General features: G+C 43.3%; 18 protein-coding genes and 3 tRNA genes. 2 read left to right on the forward strand and 19 right to left on the reverse strand.

The genetic code is table 11. The annotated features are described in order from the left end of the window. From WC227_00005 to WC227_00030, 6 genes are all read right to left on the reverse strand, one after another. The coding region (locus WC227_00005) for a hypothetical protein (protein MFA6963090.1) at nt 1-2,524 on the reverse strand (2,524 nt) is incomplete at its 3' end. 166 nt (nt 2,525-2,690) lie between these two features. Next, complete coding sequence (locus tag WC227_00010) at nt 2,691-3,128, reverse strand: hypothetical protein (GenBank protein ID MFA6963091.1); 438 nt, start codon at nt 3,126-3,128, stop codon at nt 2,691-2,693. A gap of 127 nt (nt 3,129-3,255) precedes the next feature. Further along, nucleotides 3,256-3,657, reverse strand: coding sequence for a hypothetical protein (locus WC227_00015; protein MFA6963092.1), 402 nt, complete (start codon nt 3,655-3,657; stop codon nt 3,256-3,258). Nucleotides 3,658-3,772: 115 nt separating this feature from the next. Then, on the reverse strand, nt 3,773-4,606 hold the full coding sequence (locus tag WC227_00020; GenBank protein MFA6963093.1) for a methyltransferase domain-containing protein: 834 nt from the start codon (nt 4,604-4,606) through the stop codon (nt 3,773-3,775). 20 nt (nt 4,607-4,626) lie between these two features. Next, nucleotides 4,627-5,652 (reverse strand): alpha/beta fold hydrolase, encoded by a 1,026-nt coding sequence (locus WC227_00025; GenBank protein ID MFA6963094.1) that lies wholly within the window; start codon nt 5,650-5,652, stop codon nt 4,627-4,629. A 71-nt stretch (nt 5,653-5,723) separates the two neighbouring features. Next, the gene (locus tag WC227_00030) at nt 5,724-6,578 is read right to left on the reverse strand and encodes a hypothetical protein (GenBank protein MFA6963095.1); all 855 of its coding nucleotides are present in this window, start codon (nt 6,576-6,578) and stop codon (nt 5,724-5,726) included. Nucleotides 6,579-6,782: 204 nt separating this feature from the next. Here WC227_00030 and WC227_00035 point away from each other — a divergent pair, with 204 nt between their 5' ends. Continuing rightward, complete coding sequence (locus WC227_00035; protein ID MFA6963096.1) at nt 6,783-6,980, forward strand: cold shock domain-containing protein; 198 nt, start codon at nt 6,783-6,785, stop codon at nt 6,978-6,980. Nucleotides 6,981-7,084: 104 nt separating this feature from the next. Here WC227_00035 and WC227_00040 read toward each other — a convergent pair. The 3 genes from WC227_00040 to WC227_00050 all read right to left on the reverse strand — a co-directional run bounded on the left by WC227_00040 (nt 7,085) and on the right by WC227_00050 (nt 7,552). Continuing rightward, nucleotides 7,085-7,185: transfer RNA gene (locus tag WC227_00040), tRNA-Asn, on the reverse strand. 19 nt (nt 7,186-7,204) lie between these two features. Continuing rightward, nucleotides 7,205-7,280: transfer RNA gene (locus WC227_00045), tRNA-Asn, on the reverse strand. 20 nt (nt 7,281-7,300) lie between these two features. Beyond that, nucleotides 7,301-7,552, reverse strand: coding sequence for a GIY-YIG nuclease family protein (locus tag WC227_00050; GenBank protein ID MFA6963097.1), 252 nt, complete (start codon nt 7,550-7,552; stop codon nt 7,301-7,303). A gap of 135 nt (nt 7,553-7,687) precedes the next feature. On the opposite strand from WC227_00050, the gene WC227_00055 reads away from it, so the two are divergent. Next, nucleotides 7,688-8,632, forward strand: coding sequence for a thermonuclease family protein (locus WC227_00055; protein ID MFA6963098.1), 945 nt, complete (start codon nt 7,688-7,690; stop codon nt 8,630-8,632). A gap of 22 nt (nt 8,633-8,654) precedes the next feature. On the opposite strand, the gene WC227_00060 is transcribed toward WC227_00055, so the two are convergent. The 10 genes from WC227_00060 to WC227_00105 all read right to left on the reverse strand — a co-directional run bounded on the left by WC227_00060 (nt 8,655) and on the right by WC227_00105 (nt 17,198). Continuing rightward, on the reverse strand, nt 8,655-10,037 hold the full coding sequence (locus WC227_00060) for a DUF2157 domain-containing protein (GenBank protein MFA6963099.1): 1,383 nt from the start codon (nt 10,035-10,037) through the stop codon (nt 8,655-8,657). A 48-nt stretch (nt 10,038-10,085) separates the two neighbouring features. Then, entirely contained in the window at nt 10,086-11,207 is a 1,122-nt protein-coding gene (gene rpoD / locus WC227_00065; protein MFA6963100.1) for an RNA polymerase sigma factor RpoD, read from the reverse strand. Nucleotides 11,208-11,322: 115 nt separating this feature from the next. Continuing rightward, nucleotides 11,323-13,062: a DNA primase gene (dnaG, locus tag WC227_00070; protein ID MFA6963101.1), complete on the reverse strand. Its 1,740-nt coding sequence runs from the start codon at nt 13,060-13,062 to the stop codon at nt 11,323-11,325. Between the two features lie 79 nt (nt 13,063-13,141). After that, nucleotides 13,142-13,726 (reverse strand): histidine phosphatase family protein, encoded by a 585-nt coding sequence (locus WC227_00075; GenBank protein ID MFA6963102.1) that lies wholly within the window; start codon nt 13,724-13,726, stop codon nt 13,142-13,144. Between the two features lie 7 nt (nt 13,727-13,733). Further along, nucleotides 13,734-14,882 (reverse strand): iron-containing alcohol dehydrogenase, encoded by a 1,149-nt coding sequence (locus tag WC227_00080; GenBank protein MFA6963103.1) that lies wholly within the window; start codon nt 14,880-14,882, stop codon nt 13,734-13,736. Nucleotides 14,883-14,906: 24 nt separating this feature from the next. Further along, complete coding sequence (locus tag WC227_00085; protein MFA6963104.1) at nt 14,907-15,719, reverse strand: SDR family oxidoreductase; 813 nt, start codon at nt 15,717-15,719, stop codon at nt 14,907-14,909. 24 nt (nt 15,720-15,743) lie between these two features. Next, on the reverse strand, nt 15,744-16,433 hold the full coding sequence (locus WC227_00090) for an amino acid racemase (protein MFA6963105.1): 690 nt from the start codon (nt 16,431-16,433) through the stop codon (nt 15,744-15,746). A 50-nt stretch (nt 16,434-16,483) separates the two neighbouring features. After that, a complete protein-coding gene (cutA, locus tag WC227_00095) occupies nt 16,484-16,795 on the reverse strand; it encodes a divalent cation tolerance protein CutA (protein ID MFA6963106.1) in 312 nt (103 codons plus the stop codon). A gap of 7 nt (nt 16,796-16,802) precedes the next feature. After that, nucleotides 16,803-16,892: transfer RNA gene (locus tag WC227_00100), tRNA-Ser, on the reverse strand. Further along, complete coding sequence (locus WC227_00105) at nt 16,878-17,198, reverse strand: GIY-YIG nuclease family protein (GenBank protein ID MFA6963107.1); 321 nt, start codon at nt 17,196-17,198, stop codon at nt 16,878-16,880. Before WC227_00105 ends, WC227_00100 begins: the two co-directional genes overlap by 15 nt. Between the last annotated feature and the right edge of the window lie 49 nt (nt 17,199-17,247).

Genomic DNA, 17,247 nt, shown 5'->3' on the forward strand with positions numbered 1-17,247 from the left:
TAAATATTGTAATCGGCAAATCTGCAGCAAGTCCCGTCGCAGTGAAGTCAAAAACGCCGCTCGCATTGGTTGTGACTGTCTGCTTGGCTCCACCATTTACGGAAAGGGAAATAGGAACCCCAGCTCCGAGATGTACACCTGATTGAATATTATTATCATAAGCAATACCAGAGATATGACTGCCAGCAGCTGCATAAGTTATACTTAGCTTTGGATCAAAGTCTGTGCCTGGTTCTTCTGACATATATATACTAACACCGCCACCGTGAGGCTCTCCGGGTATAGTCGATGGAGAGATGTCGGCAACATCGTAATTTGCGTTTCTTAGGCCCAGACGGACCATACCGTTCGCGTTTATTTCAGTCTGAACCCCAGAGAGACCTGCGGCGTTAAGAGCAAAATTGTTGTACGCAGTTGCAAAGCTAGCGTAAGCAATCGGATCGGAGTATGCAGTTGTTCCAAGAGTTGAATAGTCAGAAGCGACCAAGCCCGTATTGGAGGCTGGCGCAGAACTATACAAATTTATATCAGGATCGGCGGCATTGTAATTCGAATTGCTACCGTTTCCATAGGCAGAAAAGGTTGCACTCGTTACTGTGGCGCCCAAAATAGGTGAAGCGTCGAATGTGAAAATTGTCCTATCGGTGTTAAAATTAGCGTTATCATAGTTCATGATGAAATCAGCCCAAGCAGCAGTAGTGTAATCTTCGATGATTGTCGCATCAACAGCATCACGAGCAGCGGCCCAAGTACCTGCCCCACTAGCTGAAAGATAGCCGTCAACGGAGCTCGTTTCTGGATCCGGGTCCGGACGATATGTCACGTCGGTATCAATCTTGATATCAGATTGAGGGGCGGTCTCCTGCCAAGTAAAAGCTGAGGTTAAGTCACCGCTCATTTTTCGAGCATCAATCTTGACTTGTCTCTGACGGTCTTCTTTGCCGTCCACTATCTCGAAGGCCTCAGGTTTGTCCCGAAATACCAAATCAGACCCGCCGGAGCTTTTGATTCCTTCAACACGATCGATCTGCCATTTAAAATTTTGTGGTGCGTCGACGCCAGTGATTGTCTTCCAGAGACGAACACCATACTCACCAATCTCAAATTCAAATTTTAGATTGCCGTCGTCAAAAGACGCTTGCTCAGCCAGAACTTGTGGAGAAATCCACTTGGCGAGAGCGTTTCTAGTATCCTCCGCCTCTCTCTGTTCTGGGGTGTTAATGTCTGCCCAAGCGACTTTATTGTCACTGCCCCTAGACTTAGATAAAACTGGATTGCCATCAATATCTTTCAGAGAAATGGTATATTTGTCACCAGTTTTACGCGATTCAATTTCATAACCGATTTTGTCCTTGAAAACTTTAACGGTTGAAGGCATCTGATCAAATAGAACATATTCGGAGCTATCTACCAGATGATTTGAATTAATATCGAGCCAAGGAGAATCAGATTTAGAATAATCTTCCTTATAATGGATAACGCCCGGGTATGATTCTAAGGTCTCGGTGCCATCTTTGTTGTCGATAGTTTTGGATTTTTCCGTTCTTCTTCCGACAACCTCATTTTCATCCTGAGAGGGTTGAATACCGCTATTTGCTGTGACAACCAAATTTTTGTTTTCTCTGACGACATTTAAAGCGCAATCTTTGCTCCAGAGTGACCAAGCACCGACAGAATCTTGGTACCTGACACGAAAATAATAAGTTCCCTCGGCTAGATTTATAGGTAGCGTAAAGTTAAGCAGATTGCCATCAACCCTAGGGCCAGATTCAATTATGGGATTAGTGTAATCACCTGCTCTATTCGTAACTTCCCATTGAGAGGCCGCATGATTATCCCCATCCGGGTCAGAAAAAGCTCCGGCTTCTAAAATATGTCTAGAACCAAAGATCGATTTTCTGGTCACCACTGTCAACCCATCCGGAGTGGCTGGATACCGAGAATAATTGAGAGCGAACGATGATAATTCAGTTTCATTTTTTTCATCAGCATTAAACGTCAGACGAACATATAATGATTTGGAGTCAGATACATCTCCAATATTGGTGCTCCACAGAACATCATCGGTCGAAAATTCACTTTTGATCGATCCGGTCGCGATAGTTTCGCTAGAAAGCCAGTCCACTACCTCCGCCTCAAGCGGATTAAACGTAAGTGTCGCCGTGCCTTCAGACTTCTTGGAGTTCAGAATAAGCTTGTCGTCTTTGTCTTTCAGGCCCTTTGTCTTCCATTCTTTCCATGCCTCCCCTGTCGCCCAACTCCTTTGTGAAGCGGCCTTCGTTTCGGTCGGGTGTTGGAAAAATGTGTAACCAAAAACTGCGATACCGACTAGGTAAAGTCCGAGAGCCGACCAGTGGAGAGCATGAGCCCATGGGTTCAAATGCCACTTGTAGTACCACCTGAATTTCATCCGCAGATGGTTGTGCAGTGGACGAAAATGGCGCCACAAAGTACGGGTACTTCGCTGTATCCGGTGGATCTCCTTGTCGAGGCTAGCAATGTTCAATTCTTGCCTTAAATCCATTCCCCTCAATCTTATTTTGTAATGACCTAATTATACTTGGAATTTGATATCAATGGAAGAGTTTAGAAGAATCCTTTTAGGCTCAAAAAGACAAAATAAATAATTACGGTTGGGAGACATAAAAATATCGCCAAAAGGCAATATTTTTATGTTGAAATTTGCTGGCCTAGCCTTGGTGCAAAAAATCGATCGCCAATAGACAGGAGTCGTGGAAGCTACCACCAGTCGAATTCTCTGACAGCCCTTTCACAATTTTGCTCTGCTCTATTAGCGGAAGTCTGGCAAAGTCACCGACAAGCTTTTCTGGAGTTTTGTTCTCTGGATTATTCGCTCTAAGGCCTTCAGCAATTTTATAGGCGTCAATGCCTATCCTAATTAGATTCTTCTCACTGATTATACTAGACTTTAGCTGTGAGGAGATGACTTCGGGCAGGTAAGATTTTGCCGATTGTAAATCTATAACACTGTCAGTTGGAGTCTCCAAAAGATCTACGCTGACCTTGTGTTCTCCTTCGGGGAGAATATCTGTGTCTTCTCCAGTTAGGACTACTGGCAGATCGCTGCCATCGGTCGGACCCGGCCCGCCCATATCGCTCATCGTCATTTTGACTTCCTTTCCCTAAAACTAATAATTGTTTATAAGATAACACTCTGATCTGTCTTTCGCAAATTTTGAAGACCGCTCTAACAATAAAATAACCTGCCTCCAAAATTTGGAGACAGGTCGAGAATTACTCTATCGGTACGGTTTGGCCGCGGCCATATTTGCCGTGATCCCACCCCGCGCCGTTTATGTCCTTCGGCGAATGAATATGAATTTGAAGGAGCCACTTAGTAGGCGTCCCCTTAATTTCAGTCTTCAACGCCCACATTTTTTCGCCAGGCGGGACATCTGCGATAATTTCTGTAAACGAACAGTCGCTGAATTCTTGGTAACCAAGAATTTTTGAGTCGGTCTGTTCAGTATACAAAGAAAAATAATTTGGCTCGTGCATAAGCACACGGACCACGTTGTCGTACCGGAGTACGGTAGCCGGCCGAGCCGCTTCCACTTTTTCCCGCCAAGCGGAAAAGATAAAAGCGCCGAGAACTACAACCACAAGATAACCTATTAACGGTAGCCATTTCTTCATTGCACTACCCTCCATGCCGCATATTATAAACCAAAAAACTTATATAGTCAAGCATAAAAGAGGCCGGCGGCGTTGCCAGCCCCTGCAAGAGGCGGCCGATCAGAATATGTCAGACCTAGGGGTTTTTCTTCAGGAAATATATTGGGCAGATTTCGGCGTAGGCATAATCGTCGTTGTGAACAATTTTCTCTATCTCAAAGAATCTTTTGTACTCCTCATTTTGTTCCTCGACGCTGGGCATAGTCCAGATCTTCTCAAAGGGTGGGAAGGCTTTGAAATAGTTCTCTAATAGTTTTGCATATTGGGGGCCAGCGTCTTTGGTCAATTCGGCAATTTTTTGATTATCGATCGTCCTGGTCTCTTCGTTCCAAGTCAGGTTGAAGAGAAAATCGCACCACATGACCGTATAATTTGCCTCATCCTGGTCGTCATATTGATGAAGAATCTCTTCCAGCGTCATCTTCTTTTCTAGCGCTAGATAATTTCTCGAAATGAAATACCCACCAGGCTTTAGAACAGATTCGATGCCTTCCAGGAATCTATCACGGTTCCGATAATCTATATTATTGGTAACGCAATCACCGATCGCGAGATCAAAACTGTTCTTCTCCAGTTTTTGATCCAAGAGAAGCCAGTCTACCTCTACGAAAACCTCCGCTTTGTTGAGTGACTCCTTGAGCAACGTGTCCATAGCCATCTTCATCTCAGGCGTGATATCGACAAGAGTAACAGGGCAGTTATATTGCGAGAATAAATCACGAAACTCTGGCGTGACCCCAAGGATCATGACAGTTGGGCTTTTGCCGTTTTCATCGATAAATTTCTTGACCCAAACCTCGATGACTCTGATGTCTGACTCGGCTGGATGGGCTGGAGGGGTGTAGCTTCCCCAGGTTTTGGCGTACTCTTTCCAATTGAATTTAAACTTTTTCTTTTCGCCTTCTGACATGATGTATCCTTTCGGTTTCGTTATGACTTGTTATCAAAGGGATCTCTATTTTTGTTTCCAACTGTAACATTGTGCGTGCTCTCCGGATGATAAATCTCAATCAGTCTTATCAAGGTCTCTGGAGTAAGATTCTTTAGATCATGATAATCGGGACGATCCTGCGTCTTGTCTCTAACTCTTAGCCCACGGCCAATAAAATCGTGGTAACCTCCTGCCTGATCGGGCGTGACATATTCGTCTTTTGGCGAAGTAATCAGATTGACTTGGATATGCTCTGGCAAAGGATGGCTGTAAATCCGCTCGAGAACGGATTTCGCCAATTCAACATTGTGTCCAGCATCCCCCATATTCAAATACTGATTGCAATATTCATAATATTTTCTCAAGCCCTCGCTGTCAAAGCGACCCTCTCTGTCGAAAGTATCGGCTTCATGATCATATTCACCGATAAAACCAGATAAGGAGGTAAAACTCCTGATCTTGTCAGTGATCTCTCCTGGCAAATTAGTCATCGAATAAAGCTCTGCGGCCGCCCCGCTGGAGTGACCGACCAAGTAAATTTCATCAAAATCTGCCGATAACGCCTTGAGGGCAATCTCCGGCTCGCGATCGATGTCCTCTACCGTTGCAGGCTCATCTCCGCCGATATACTCCTGGCCTTGCACCTTGCCGGCTTCAATTCTTTCGGGACATTTAATTAGCTCTGGCGATCTTTCAGAATTAATTTGAGATCCAGAGTGTCTGGCGCAAAAGACAGCATAGCCTGCCTCAACTAATTTCGGCACGTGCTTGCCCTCCATCCAAGTATTGCTATCTCCCGGCATACCCGGCTCGAAAAAGACTAGTTTCTTGCTCCCGCCTGCTGGCTGGAACATCTTGCCCTCGACAACTCGGCCCTCAGCTTTTAGAGTGAGCCATTGCGCCTCGCCCGGTATCGGCTCGCCGTTCGCGTCCTTCTCGGCCATGAGAGGTATCGGTGAGTTCTTGCCTAATTCTTGCTCTTCAACAGCATTAGGATCTTTGATAGGAGAATAGAATTCATTCATTTTTGCCCATTGTTAATCTTGCAATCATAATAACCTAAAATTCCTAACCGTTCGAGCTATGGATTGCTTAACTACTTAATGTTTTTCGCGGAGATTTCTAAGTCGTGGATGTACCCCCCAATCATTTTCTTTGTTTCCAATCTTTCGGTCCAATCACTGCCACTTTTTGCTAGCTCGTCGGTCCATCGCATGATTTCTTGTAATCTTTCTAAATCATCAGAATCGAAACTAAAAGCTTTTAGATTCTCTACGTCTATCTTGATTAAGTGTCTTGCATCATAGTTTTTATAATCGGTATAAACTGCGTCAGCCATGTCTCTAATTTCCTGAAGAGTATCGATAATGTCTTGGTTGGGGCCCTCGGCGGTTTGTTCCGTAGTTTGACCAACAGGGTCTGGGACTACAACCGTTTCTTCCCCGACATTAGCTTTTATTTCTGAATTTGTTTTGTCTACCTCTTCTGAAATTTTTTTCTTTTGAATAGAGACAGAGATCCTATTTCCCTTTGTTCTTTCTAACAATACGATGTCTCTTATAGACTCATAGCATTTCTTTACTATCCACAGATTAAATTCATCTTCCATCGCATAGTTGCCATCGACATCGCCCTTGATTGCTTCATAAAGTATATCGACAGTATCTTCAATATTTGATTCTGAAATACCAACATTTATGTCTGGCCGTTCCGTAATGAGTTCTTGTATCTGCTTGGTTAGTCCGATTGCCTGATTCATCAATTCTTTTCTTGTTGTCTCGTCTTGGGTTTCCGAAAATTTAGAGACGATGCTCATCCCTTCATTGTAGAATCCTTCTAGCTTGCGAACTGTCTCCTGTGCTTTAATATTTTCAGCGCTCTCATCATGATTATCTTTATCAGTGATTACGTTAGAACCGTCTAACCCCAAACCCGTTGCTTTTTCTGGCATATTGATCCATTGTTAATCTTGCAATCATAATAACCGAAAATGCTGAACAGTTCGAGCCCACCGCTCTTACAAAAATGGGGTGCACGCCGCTACGATTGACTTTTAACTTAATTTCTGTTATTATCAAATAGAATAATTTTAGGGAAATAGTCGAGTCCCTCCGATAGATTCAATTCTAAAACAACATAAACAAGCATAAAAACTATGACAGGTACAATCAAAAAATTGACAGACAAGGGATTTGGCTTTATTACTTCTCCAGAGTTGGGAAAAGATTTATTTTTTCACAAAAACTCTTGCGTAGATAATTTTGACACTTTCGCCGAAGGAGACACCGTCTCTTTCGAGTCTGAAGATTCTCCAAAAGGTCTCAACGCAGTCAATGTTACATTAGTTAAATAACTTTTGTTCATTGCTCGCAAAAACTCCCAGCATAAAAACTGGGAGTTTTTTTGTACCGAAATATTGGCCAAAGAAAAAACACCATTTTCATGGTGCGTTTTCTTTGGCTCCCCGAACTGGACTCGAACCAGTAACTCCGCCGGTTGGCGGATTCGTTAACAGCGAAGCGCTCTGCCTCCGCCAGTTGGCGGAGAGCTACCGGGGTATAAAAAAATAAGTACTTATGGCTCCCCGAACTGGACTCGAACCAGTAACATCTTCGTTAACAGCGAAGCGCTCTGCCAATTGAGCTATCGGGGAGCATAAGTACTTATTGATACTTATCTTTTTATAAATTGTCTGATGAATTCCCTACCTCGGAAACTCTTTAACTGTTTTTCTCTTTTTAAAGCTTCACCTAGGGTCGCAATCTTTTCTGTGTAGATCAACAGCCATTCGCCGTTAAATCTAGACGTATAACTAGTTACAAATGTTTTACTCCGATGGGCCTCTAATCGTAATTCCAAATTATTAGTTTGGCCGATATAGATTTTATCGTGGTCATGATTGTAAATTGCATACACAATAAACATATGGCAACATAAGTTTAAGCGCTCTGCCTCCGCCAGCTGGCGGAGAGCTATCGGGGATCAAGTTGAACACAGAAATAATAGCAAAAAAGAGGCCTGGTGTAAAGAATTACCTGATAAGTATATAATTATTGTGAAATGAGAAATTGGATAAGGCAAACAGGGGTTTATCTAATCGGTGTCGTAATCATTGTTTTGTTGTTGGCTAACTTGCTAAATAATCGGCAGATCAAGGCCAACACTGCTAGCTCTGGTTCCAATTCGTCTCAAATCACCACTGACACGAATAAGGATGAAGCCTCTGAATCCGCAGAAGCAGACGATGGCACAGTCGCCTCGGCCCAAACTGGGGAGAGCGAAACTGACAAAGATCTTACTTTGTATGATGTTACGAGTATTATCGACGGCGACACGGTTAAAATAAATTTTGATGGGAAAACAGAGAGCGTCAGATTAATAGGAATCGATTCAGAGGAGCTAAGTAGCACCGACCAGAAACAAAAATGCTTTGCTAATCTGGCCAAATCCGAAGCGGATAAAATGCTAAAGGGGAAGAAGATTAAGCTCGAAAGCGATCCTGTTTCGGGCGAGAGAGACAAATATAACCGACTTCTTGGTTATATTTTTGTAGATGAGACTAATTTTAATCAGTATATGGTCGAAAACGGATTTGCCCACGAATACACTTACAGCAATCAAAATTATAAATATCGAGCTGAATTTAAATCGGCCGAATCTCGGGCAAAATCTACTAGCAAAGGCCTCTGGTCATCCAATATTTGCGTAGCGTCTGCCGTTGCTCCAGCCCAACAAACAGAGGCAGCGCCAAGCACGGTATCGCAGAATAATTCTGCCGCAACTCCGGCAGAACCGACAAAGCCAGAGAAGGTTGTAGAGCCGACTCCGCCGGCCGATCCTCCACCGGGCTGTCTGATCAAGGGAAATATTAGTTCAAGCGGCAAGATCTATCATGTCCCGGGCGGCTCTTTTTACGACAGAACTAAAATATCGGAGCCAGGCGAACACTGGTTTTGCAGCGAAGAAGAGGCCGTAGCGGCCGGCTGGCGCAAGAGTTCAAGATAAAAAATCTTAAGGCTTGAGGCCGTTAGCGCATGCCAGCGCCCATAATAAAGCTGGCAGCAGTACCAATAATAAACCAGACTACGATGATCGTGAGCAAGACTGACCACCAGGTAGCCTTGTGCGCTATTTTGTTTTCTCTCTCTACGTCCTGTCCCAGACCCCAGAACAAATCTAAGCTCTCCTGATCCTTGTAGATTCTCCTGATCCAAAGACCCAAAGCGATTGATAGGAAGCCAAAGATTATGACCAACAGTGGCCATTTGGCTGAATCGTGAAAGAAATCGCTAGCTAGCGTCAAGACAGAAATCAGAATCATAAACCCTCCGCTGAGCGGGAGAGATTTGATTTTGAGCCTAGCCGCGGCCAAGATAGCACCAATACCGAGGAAAAGAGAGATGAATAAATAGTAATGTCTCAAACTATCAGACGTTCCCAGAAAAACGATAGGTAAAACGACGAGCGGAACAGCCACTTCTTCGACAAGGCGTTTCAAATTATAGATTAATTCGTCTCCACCTAGCTTCTCGCTATAAGAATTGTAAATGTGCGCGACCATGAGATACAGAAGACCGACAGCGGCAACAAAGAAAAATGGGGATTCAAACGGCAGTGAGTCAGTATACTTATCGATTGTTTGATAAATCATGATGGGCAGGCCCACAAGGGATAAAACTGTGCCGGTAGCGAGATAAGTATCCTTTGATCGATCTTTGTTTTTCAGCAAAACGCCAACGACCAAAATTAGAAGAGAAAATCCAATAGTACACCAGCCCGATGCGAATTCGTTGTTTAGACTCCAGTTGAAAAGAATTGCCTCAAAAGTAACATAGAGCGACAGTATCGACAGGAGAGAAAGATAACTTCGCTTGGCATAGAATTCGAAAAACAGGAAATAGGCGGCCGCCAATCCGGTACAAATTGCGACGAAATGGGAATTTAGATCTTTGTAAACTCCAAATTCATAGAGCGTAGTCCCGACCGATACTGGTAGAAGCAAAGATGCAGTAACAAAAGTTAATCTCTCGTAAATTTTGGTCTCCTCGTTTCTGGCTAGGAAAAAAGACAGCACGTAAAATATGATCATCGGAACAGCAGTGTAGAGAACCTTGAGCCACGGCGTGGCGCCGGACCAATTTGCCGCAATTGCAGCGATTACTGCTGAGAGGATCAGAATAATCCCAAGCCAGACAAAAGCTTTGGCTGGATCGATTCGACGTTTCACATTGGAGCCGTTTGCGCCTTTGGCATCTTTCTCAACCGTTTGGGTCTGAAATGCTTTTTGGATTAGTTCGTTTATCGCCGCCTCGGGATAACCCTTGGCTTTCAACGCGTCAACTAAAGCAGGGACACTCTTGCCAGCGGCAAGGTCTGCTTTGAGACCGAGTAGTTCTTCTTCGTTTCCCACAATTCCTCCCTGATTATTTCTTTGATTATATCAAAAGAACAGACATTTTTAACCCTGCAAATATTCTTCGAGATCAGTGGATCTCTCAGCCTTCTTCAATTTCGAGAGAGCTTTGGCCTCGATCTGTCGGATACGTTCACGAGTGACGCCAAATTCCTGACCGACTTCTTCGAGAGTGTGAGTGCGACCATCTTCGAGTCCGAAACGCATTTTCAAGATTTTCTGCTCCCTTGGGGCCAAGAAACTCAAGAATTCTCCGATTTTGTCTTTGAGCAATTGTTGTGAGGTCTGCTCTTCCGGCGAAGCGTGCTTGGTATCTTCGATGAAGTCGCCGAGTCGTGAGTCTTCTTCTTCGCCAACTGGTGCCTCCAAAGAAACTGTTTCCTGGGAAATCTTGATAATGTGCTCAACTTTGTCGACATCCAATCCCAATTCCTGAGCGATCTCTTCTGGAGTAGGTTCGCGACCAAGATCTTGGACTAGCTGACGCTGAACACGAATAAGCTTGTTGATAGTTTCAATCATGTGGACAGGAATACGAATGGTGCGAGCTTGGTCAGCGATAGCACGCGTGATTGCCTGGCGGATCCACCAAGTAGCATATGTTGAGAATTTGAAACCTTTGCGATAATCGAATTTGTCCACTGCTCGCATCAGACCAGTGTTACCTTCTTGGATAAGGTCGAGCAATGATAGACCGCGACCAATATATTTCTTGGCGATTGAAACGACAAGTCTCAAATTGGATTCAGCCAATCTTTTCTTGGCCCAGATGTCGCCCTTCTCGCTTCGCTTGGCCAATTTGACCTCTTCTTCGTTGGTGAGAAGTGGAATCCGTCCAATTTCGCGAAGATACATACGAACTGAGTCATCGGCAATGTCGCCAAGGCCAAGCTCTTCAATCAGACTTTTTTCCTTTTTCGCTTGTAATATTGAGGCTAGGATGCCTTTTGGCTTTTCGACCTCTTCTTTGAACTCAATGCCTTTCCTGTACATATAGTCAAAAAGCAAATCCACTTCCTCGAGATTCTCTTCTGGTTCCGGCAAAACTTGAAGGAGCTCCTGCATGGAGATATAACCATGGGAGCGACCCTTCATCAAGAGTTCATTAACTTCGGGCGCGAATGCGAGGATTTCCTCTTTCTTGGGAACAAAAATCTTCTTTGCCATACTATTTGCAGCCGCAGGTTCCGCCTTATTGGTGATGCGGAATCCACAGTTGCCCCTGTTTAATTTGTATTATTAGAGCGAAAAATGTTGCTTGTCTTATAATAACAGTTTGAGCTCATTTTATCAAGGTCGAGAACTCTTGCAGTAACTTTTTCAATAGTTCCTTGTCCCCTTTTTGCTCAGCCTCACGAATTCGTCTGGCAAAGTCATCTTTGATCGTCTCTTTTTGATCGCTTCTCTGCCGCCCGAGCAAATATTTGATCTCTTCGGAGAGTGCGCCATCAGCCTCTGGATCAATATCCTTTAGGACCGTAATCGTGAGCTGGTCGAGCTCTGCTGCAAACTCTGGCCTTATCTTTTCCTTGTCTACTGATTTGGCCTTCACCATTGCCAAGAGGTCAACCAGATATTTCTCTGATGATTGAACATCCTCAAATTCGTTGCCGATTTCCTTGGCTAGGCTTGGATCGGCCCAAACAAGGCCTAGGATTCTCTCAACAAGCGAAAGCTTCTCGGCCTCTGGTAATTCTGACTTCACCTCTGGATGAGAAAACTCGCGGTCAGTTTTGGATTTATTCAGTGCCTCCGAAAGAGACTTCTCAGAAACTAACAATTTCTGAGACAGATAGCGAATATAATGTTCCTTTTCAATATCAGAAAAGATCGCTTTGACGACTGGTAAGATTTCCTTGGCGATCGTCTTCTTGGCCGTAACATCAAGTTTGCCCGCATTTTCGATCAATTGATCGATCCAATATTCAAGTGATGGCCTAGCCTCCGCAACAGCTTTTTTCCAAATGGAGGGATCCTTTTTGATCATATCGTCCGGATCTTTATACGGCTTTGTTATTGAAATTGTTTTGGTCGTCATATCGTTTTCGAGCGCGATTCGGACAGCTCGCTTCATCGCCGTCTGGCCAGCGTTGTCCGCGTCGAAACAGAAGACTATCTCGCCACCGTAACGGGTCAATATTTTCAATTGGTCAAGGGTCAAGGCCGTGCCAGAGCAAGCGACTGTGTTTCGAAATCCTGCCTGATGACAAGCAATTACATCCATATTGCCCTCGACGACAACTGCTTGGTTCGCTTCTTTGATCGGCAACTTAGCTTTGTCGAGACCATAGATAGTCTTGCCCTTAATATAGATCGGAGATTCAGATGAATTTACATATTTAGCGCTCTTGCCGTCATCCTCCAGAATTCTGGAAGTGAAGGCGACGGTATTGCCCAGGATATTGCTGATTGGGAAAATGATTCTGCCTCTGAATCGATCAAATATTTTGCCATTGTCGCTCTGGACGGCCACTCCAGCCTCGACCGCCTCTTTTTCTGTGTAGCCTTTGCTCCCAAGAAATTTGAGAAGGAAATCCCAAGCAGCTGGAGCATAGCCGATTTCAAAAGCTGAAATGGTCTCTACTGTTAGGCCTCTCCCTTTTAAATATTCTCTCGCTTTTTCGGCCTTCGGGTGATCAGTCAAGATTTTGTGATAAACCCTTTTCGTCCATTCGTTGATTTCGTAAATTCTGGTCTTGCGATCAGAAGTAAATTCCTTGTCACCAAATTTGACCTTCTCACTTTTGAGCTGGACCCCAGCTTTGTCAGCTAATAATTTGAGGGCGTTAAAGAAGTCTAGGCCTTCAATTTTTTCGATGAAGGTGATGACATCTCCGCCCTCAGAACAGCCAAAACATTTGAAGCTTTGTCTTTCTGGGCTGATCATCATCGAAGGAGTCTTTTCGTTATGAAAAGGACAATTGGCCTTGAAATTAGACCCCGCTTTTTTCAACGTCAAATAGGACGAGATTACCTCGACAATATCAACTCGATCTTTGACTTCCTGAACTTGATTATCCATAGCTTCCTGATTGTAAAGCGAAGCTCAATTTATTGCAACAAAAAAGACTGTGCTTGGTACAATCTCTCTCCGACTGGATTTATAGGTCTTGGAACTCCAGGCCGTTTGACCTAACAATATTATATTTTTTACCATCGTAATCAAGCTCGATCAGAGCACAATCGTCAAGTTTCTTCCTCTCGCGGCCAATTATCTCGCGCAAGAAACAGCTGATGACGCCGCCATGAGTTATGATACCAACCGGCTGAGCTTGGGAATCAGATAAATTGTCGAGAATCTTGATTATCCTATCCTTAAAAGACCCATAATCTTCGGCACCTGAAATAGTAGCCGTGGGATCTTTCAGGATTTCTATGAGTTCTGGGTGTTCTTCCTTTGCTTCTGACTTGATTTGACCAGTTAAAACGCCATAAGCATTTCGTTCCCGCAAGTCATCGATAGATTCTATTGGAATATTGGTAATGTTTTTGATTATAGAAGCTGTTTCCGCGACGCGGATACGAGGGCTATAGTAAATTTTTTCTATATTTAATCCAACTAATTCGCCTGCCAGCTTCTCGGCCTGTGATTTTCCCAATTCGGTCAAATGATCATCATAATCACCGCCAAAGCGGTCTTCGATATCCCCTGTCGTCTGACCATGTCGCATTAGATATATCTTCATACAATTATTACGCTAAACAGTCGTCTAATATTTTTCTAATTTGCTTTGCAGTCAGAGGGATCTCGCCAATTCCTTTTTCGACCAATCTCTCAACCATAATTGGAAAATGTTCGTCTGAGATATTCCACTCTTTCAAGCTCATTTTGACACCGAGAGAGGCAAAGAAGTTATGGGTAGCAGTAATTGATTCTTTGATAATTTCTTCGTCATTTCCCTCAAGATTCCAGATTCTTTTTCCGTATTGGACCAACTTTTGTGCTTTTTGATCTTTGACAACTTCCATCCATCTTGGAGTAATGATAGCTAGTCCGGCAGCGTGCGGTATATCATAGAAGGCACTGAGTTGATGCTCTATGCCGTGAGTCGCCCAATCTTCATCAACTCCCGATCTGAGTAAATCATTCAGCGCCATGCAAGCGCAGAAAGAAACATTCGCCCTGGCCTCATAATCAGTCGGGGCATCCAGAACTTTTTGTCCATTTTCTATAAGAGTCAGGAGAATGCCTTCGCCGATCCTATCCTGAAGCGGCACATTCTTAGTTGTATTCATATATTGTTCCATGACATGAGAAAATGCGTCGATAACACCATAGGCTGTCTGGTCTTTGGGTAAAGAAAAAGTATTTTGTGGATCAATTACTGAAAATTTTGGATAATTTTGCTTTTTTTTGAAGCCTTTCTTTTCGTGAGTGGTCCAATTTGTTATAACAGCCCCTTTGTTCATCTCGCTTCCGGTCGCCGAAAGGGTTAAGACCACACCGAATGGAATATATTTTGTCGGTTCGATATCTGATTTCGCCATGAAATCCCATGGGTCACCATCGTAATACATTGAAGCGGCCAAAAGTTTAGTACCATCAATAACACTGCCGCCACCGACAGCCAAGAGAAAGTCAGGATTAAAATCCTTAAATTTTTTGACAACCTCTCTAACAGTTTCTACTCTCGGATTTGGTTCGATGCCGCCGAATTCTTGAACATCAAAATCCTTAAGCTGGCTCATTACTTTCTGATGGACTCCATTATTTTTGATACTGCCACTGCCATAAGTGACGAGCACTTTTTTGCCAAAGGGCTGAATATTATCGCCAATCTTCTCCATGGCATCGGTACCAAAAATGATTTTAGTCGGATTGTGTAATTCAAAATTGTTCATAGAATTATTTCCTTCGTTGCTTATTCATTTTGGTAAAAGTGATTTCATCTGCTTCGCAATCAGTTTTGTGGCGGAGACAGGATTGAGCCGATAAAGAAAATCCATCATCTTTGAATCTCTTCCTGTAAATATTTGAGCTTTATTCTTCTCGATTCCATCAACGATGATTCTGGCCGCCTCTTTGGCTGACAACATTGGGAAGCTCTTTTGTTTTGAAGTATCTATCTCTGCCTTGGGCATCCCGGCCCCAGAATTTTCGGCGATATGCGTGTTGGTAGCACCGGGAAAAACTACTGAGACGTGTACATTTGTGTCCAAGAGTTCGGCGTACAATCCTTCGGTCATGAGCTTGACTGCCGCCTTTGACGCACCATAGACGCTCTGGCCAGGGACCGGCAAGAAGCCGCCCATACTGGAAACATTAACAATATGAGCTTCTGGTCTTTTGAGAAGTAATGGAAGAAAAGTTTTGGTTATATATAGTGTGCCAAAGAAGTTGACTTTCATAACCTTGTCGATCGCGTCATATTCAAGATCATTTATTCTGACAAACGGCTGGATGATCCCAGCATTGTTGACAATGGCGTCTATACTGCCCTGTTTGGCGATAATATCCTCGGGTAAATTTTCGACCGCTTTCCTGTCCGTGATATCTAGGACATGTGTCGTCAGACGTTCAGCCTTATCACCGGCCGATTCTTTTAATTTGTCTAATCCCTCATCGCGCAAATCAACAGCTGCAACTTTGGCTCCGCGCTCAAGCAAAGCAAGGCACAACTCGGTGCCGATTCCGCCGCCAGCGCCCGTAACTAGAAATATTTTATTTTTTACCTGCATATTATCCCCTCACAATTATATTTTTTATAATAAAATTTCTTCGACAGAAGCATCGGCAAATATTTTCATCGTATCGAATATCTTTAGGGTTGGATGTTTTGGTATCAACAGCTGGAGATCCGTGCAAGCTAACACAACACAATCAACATTTTTTGTTTTGAAATCGTCAATTATTTGAATCAACTCTTCTCGATCTTTGTTGTTCTGTTGACCGTTAACAAGATTTAGAACGATTCTTCCCATCTTGGCTTGCTGAAAATCATTCGGTGTTTGATAGTCTATGCCGTTCTCCCTAAAAGAATTTTCATACAGTTTATTTTCGATAGTTGCAGAGGTAGAAACTATCCCAACTCTATTAAATTTATTTTTCTTAAGAAATTTAACTGTTTCTTCCACAATGCTTAGAACAGGAATCGATACAGCGCTTCTGATCTCCTCGATAAATATGTGGAGGGAATTGCAGGGCATGACAATAAAGTCTACCCCCGACTTTTCTAGCCTTTTAGCTTCGTCCGTCAGGTATGGAATATATCGCTCCGAGCCCTGATTTTTTGTAATCAGATCCTCTTCTATATTGTAAGGCAAAGGAACACTAGCGATAACAACTGCCGGCCTGCTTGCAGGGTTTTTCTTCTGACAGGAAAAAATCAGATCAAGATAGAATTCTGATGTAGTCTCTGGGCCCAGACCACCGATGATTCCAATTGTTTTCATTTTTGTTCCTATTTTATGGCGGGACGTACGGGTCTAGAACCTTTCACGCATTAATTAATTGATTGATCTATCCAATCTAAGAATTCTTTATTTGCATCAAAATAAGAAAATATAATGCCTGGTGTTTCATCTTGGTGGTATTTTTTCGTTAATTCTATAATCGCATCTTTTTTATCTTGTACAGATAATGCTGTTAACGTATATCTTTTCTCTTTATCTATTTTTCCATTCCACCAATAGTTTGATTGAGTTTCAGAGATGTCACCGCCAGCAATCAATTGTTCTTTAAGAAGCCGATCACAAATTTGCTCAATTTCGGATTGAGTAGCACAACTGACAGTAATTTTAATATATTTTTTCATAAGTTTTTGGCGGAGAGGGAGGGAGTCGAACCCTCGATACCCTTGCGGGTATACCCGCTTTCCAAGCGAGCGCACTAGGCCACTATGCGACCTCTCCGTAATTCTTTACAATATCTAATTTTTCCTTATAACCTTTTGTGTGCTTTAAATGCCACTCTCTCTTACAGGCTTCCTGTCTGGAATCGAATTCCTCAGTATAAATCATTTTCCAAGGTTTGAACGGTCTAGTCGATCTGGTAGAACCAGAATTGTGTTCGTCCAACCTTCGCGCCGGATCAGTAGTTATGCCAATATAATGTCTTTTACTAGCATTTTCGAGCATGTAGACGAAATATTTCATAATAAATGAGATTACACTAGGCCAACCCAAAGGGTCCCCTTCGGGGCTATTCGACCTCTCCATGAATTGAACTTTAGCAGTTTTGAGCGTATTATTCAATTATAATTTCTAA

The sequence above is a fragment of the Patescibacteria group bacterium genome (genome assembly GCA_041671645.1).
Lineage (GTDB): Bacteria > Patescibacteriota > UBA1384 > XYA2-FULL-43-10 > 1-14-0-10-43-13 > JBAZBD01.

What these genes read in the sequence shown, in the direction of transcription:
- cutA (MFA6963106.1), bottom strand. Translation starts at nt 16,795, where the DNA reads ATGAAAAAATATATTAAAATTACTGTCAGTTGTGCTACTCAATCCGAA.
- dnaG (MFA6963101.1), bottom strand. Translation starts at nt 13,062, where the DNA reads ATGGATAATCAAGTTCAGGAAGTCAAAGATCGAGTTGATATTGTCGAG.
- WC227_00050 (MFA6963097.1), bottom strand. Translation starts at nt 7,552, where the DNA reads ATGTTTATTGTGTATGCAATTTACAATCATGACCACGATAAAATCTAT.
- rpoD (MFA6963100.1), bottom strand. Translation starts at nt 11,207, where the DNA reads ATGGCAAAGAAGATTTTTGTTCCCAAGAAAGAGGAAATCCTCGCATTC.
- WC227_00080 (MFA6963103.1), bottom strand. Translation starts at nt 14,882, where the DNA reads ATGAACAATTTTGAATTACACAATCCGACTAAAATCATTTTTGGTACC.
- WC227_00105 (MFA6963107.1), bottom strand. Translation starts at nt 17,198, where the DNA reads ATGGAGAGGTCGAATAGCCCCGAAGGGGACCCTTTGGGTTGGCCTAGT.
- WC227_00075 (MFA6963102.1), bottom strand. Translation starts at nt 13,726, where the DNA reads ATGAAGATATATCTAATGCGACATGGTCAGACGACAGGGGATATCGAA.
- WC227_00025 (MFA6963094.1), bottom strand. Translation starts at nt 5,652, where the DNA reads ATGAATGAATTCTATTCTCCTATCAAAGATCCTAATGCTGTTGAAGAG.
- WC227_00055 (MFA6963098.1), top strand. Translation starts at nt 7,688, where the DNA reads ATGAGAAATTGGATAAGGCAAACAGGGGTTTATCTAATCGGTGTCGTA.
- WC227_00030 (MFA6963095.1), bottom strand. Translation starts at nt 6,578, where the DNA reads ATGCCAGAAAAAGCAACGGGTTTGGGGTTAGACGGTTCTAACGTAATC.
- WC227_00020 (MFA6963093.1), bottom strand. Translation starts at nt 4,606, where the DNA reads ATGTCAGAAGGCGAAAAGAAAAAGTTTAAATTCAATTGGAAAGAGTAC.
- WC227_00090 (MFA6963105.1), bottom strand. Translation starts at nt 16,433, where the DNA reads ATGAAAACAATTGGAATCATCGGTGGTCTGGGCCCAGAGACTACATCA.
- WC227_00035 (MFA6963096.1), top strand. Translation starts at nt 6,783, where the DNA reads ATGACAGGTACAATCAAAAAATTGACAGACAAGGGATTTGGCTTTATT.
- WC227_00085 (MFA6963104.1), bottom strand. Translation starts at nt 15,719, where the DNA reads ATGCAGGTAAAAAATAAAATATTTCTAGTTACGGGCGCTGGCGGCGGA.
- WC227_00015 (MFA6963092.1), bottom strand. Translation starts at nt 3,657, where the DNA reads ATGAAGAAATGGCTACCGTTAATAGGTTATCTTGTGGTTGTAGTTCTC.
- WC227_00010 (MFA6963091.1), bottom strand. Translation starts at nt 3,128, where the DNA reads ATGACGATGAGCGATATGGGCGGGCCGGGTCCGACCGATGGCAGCGAT.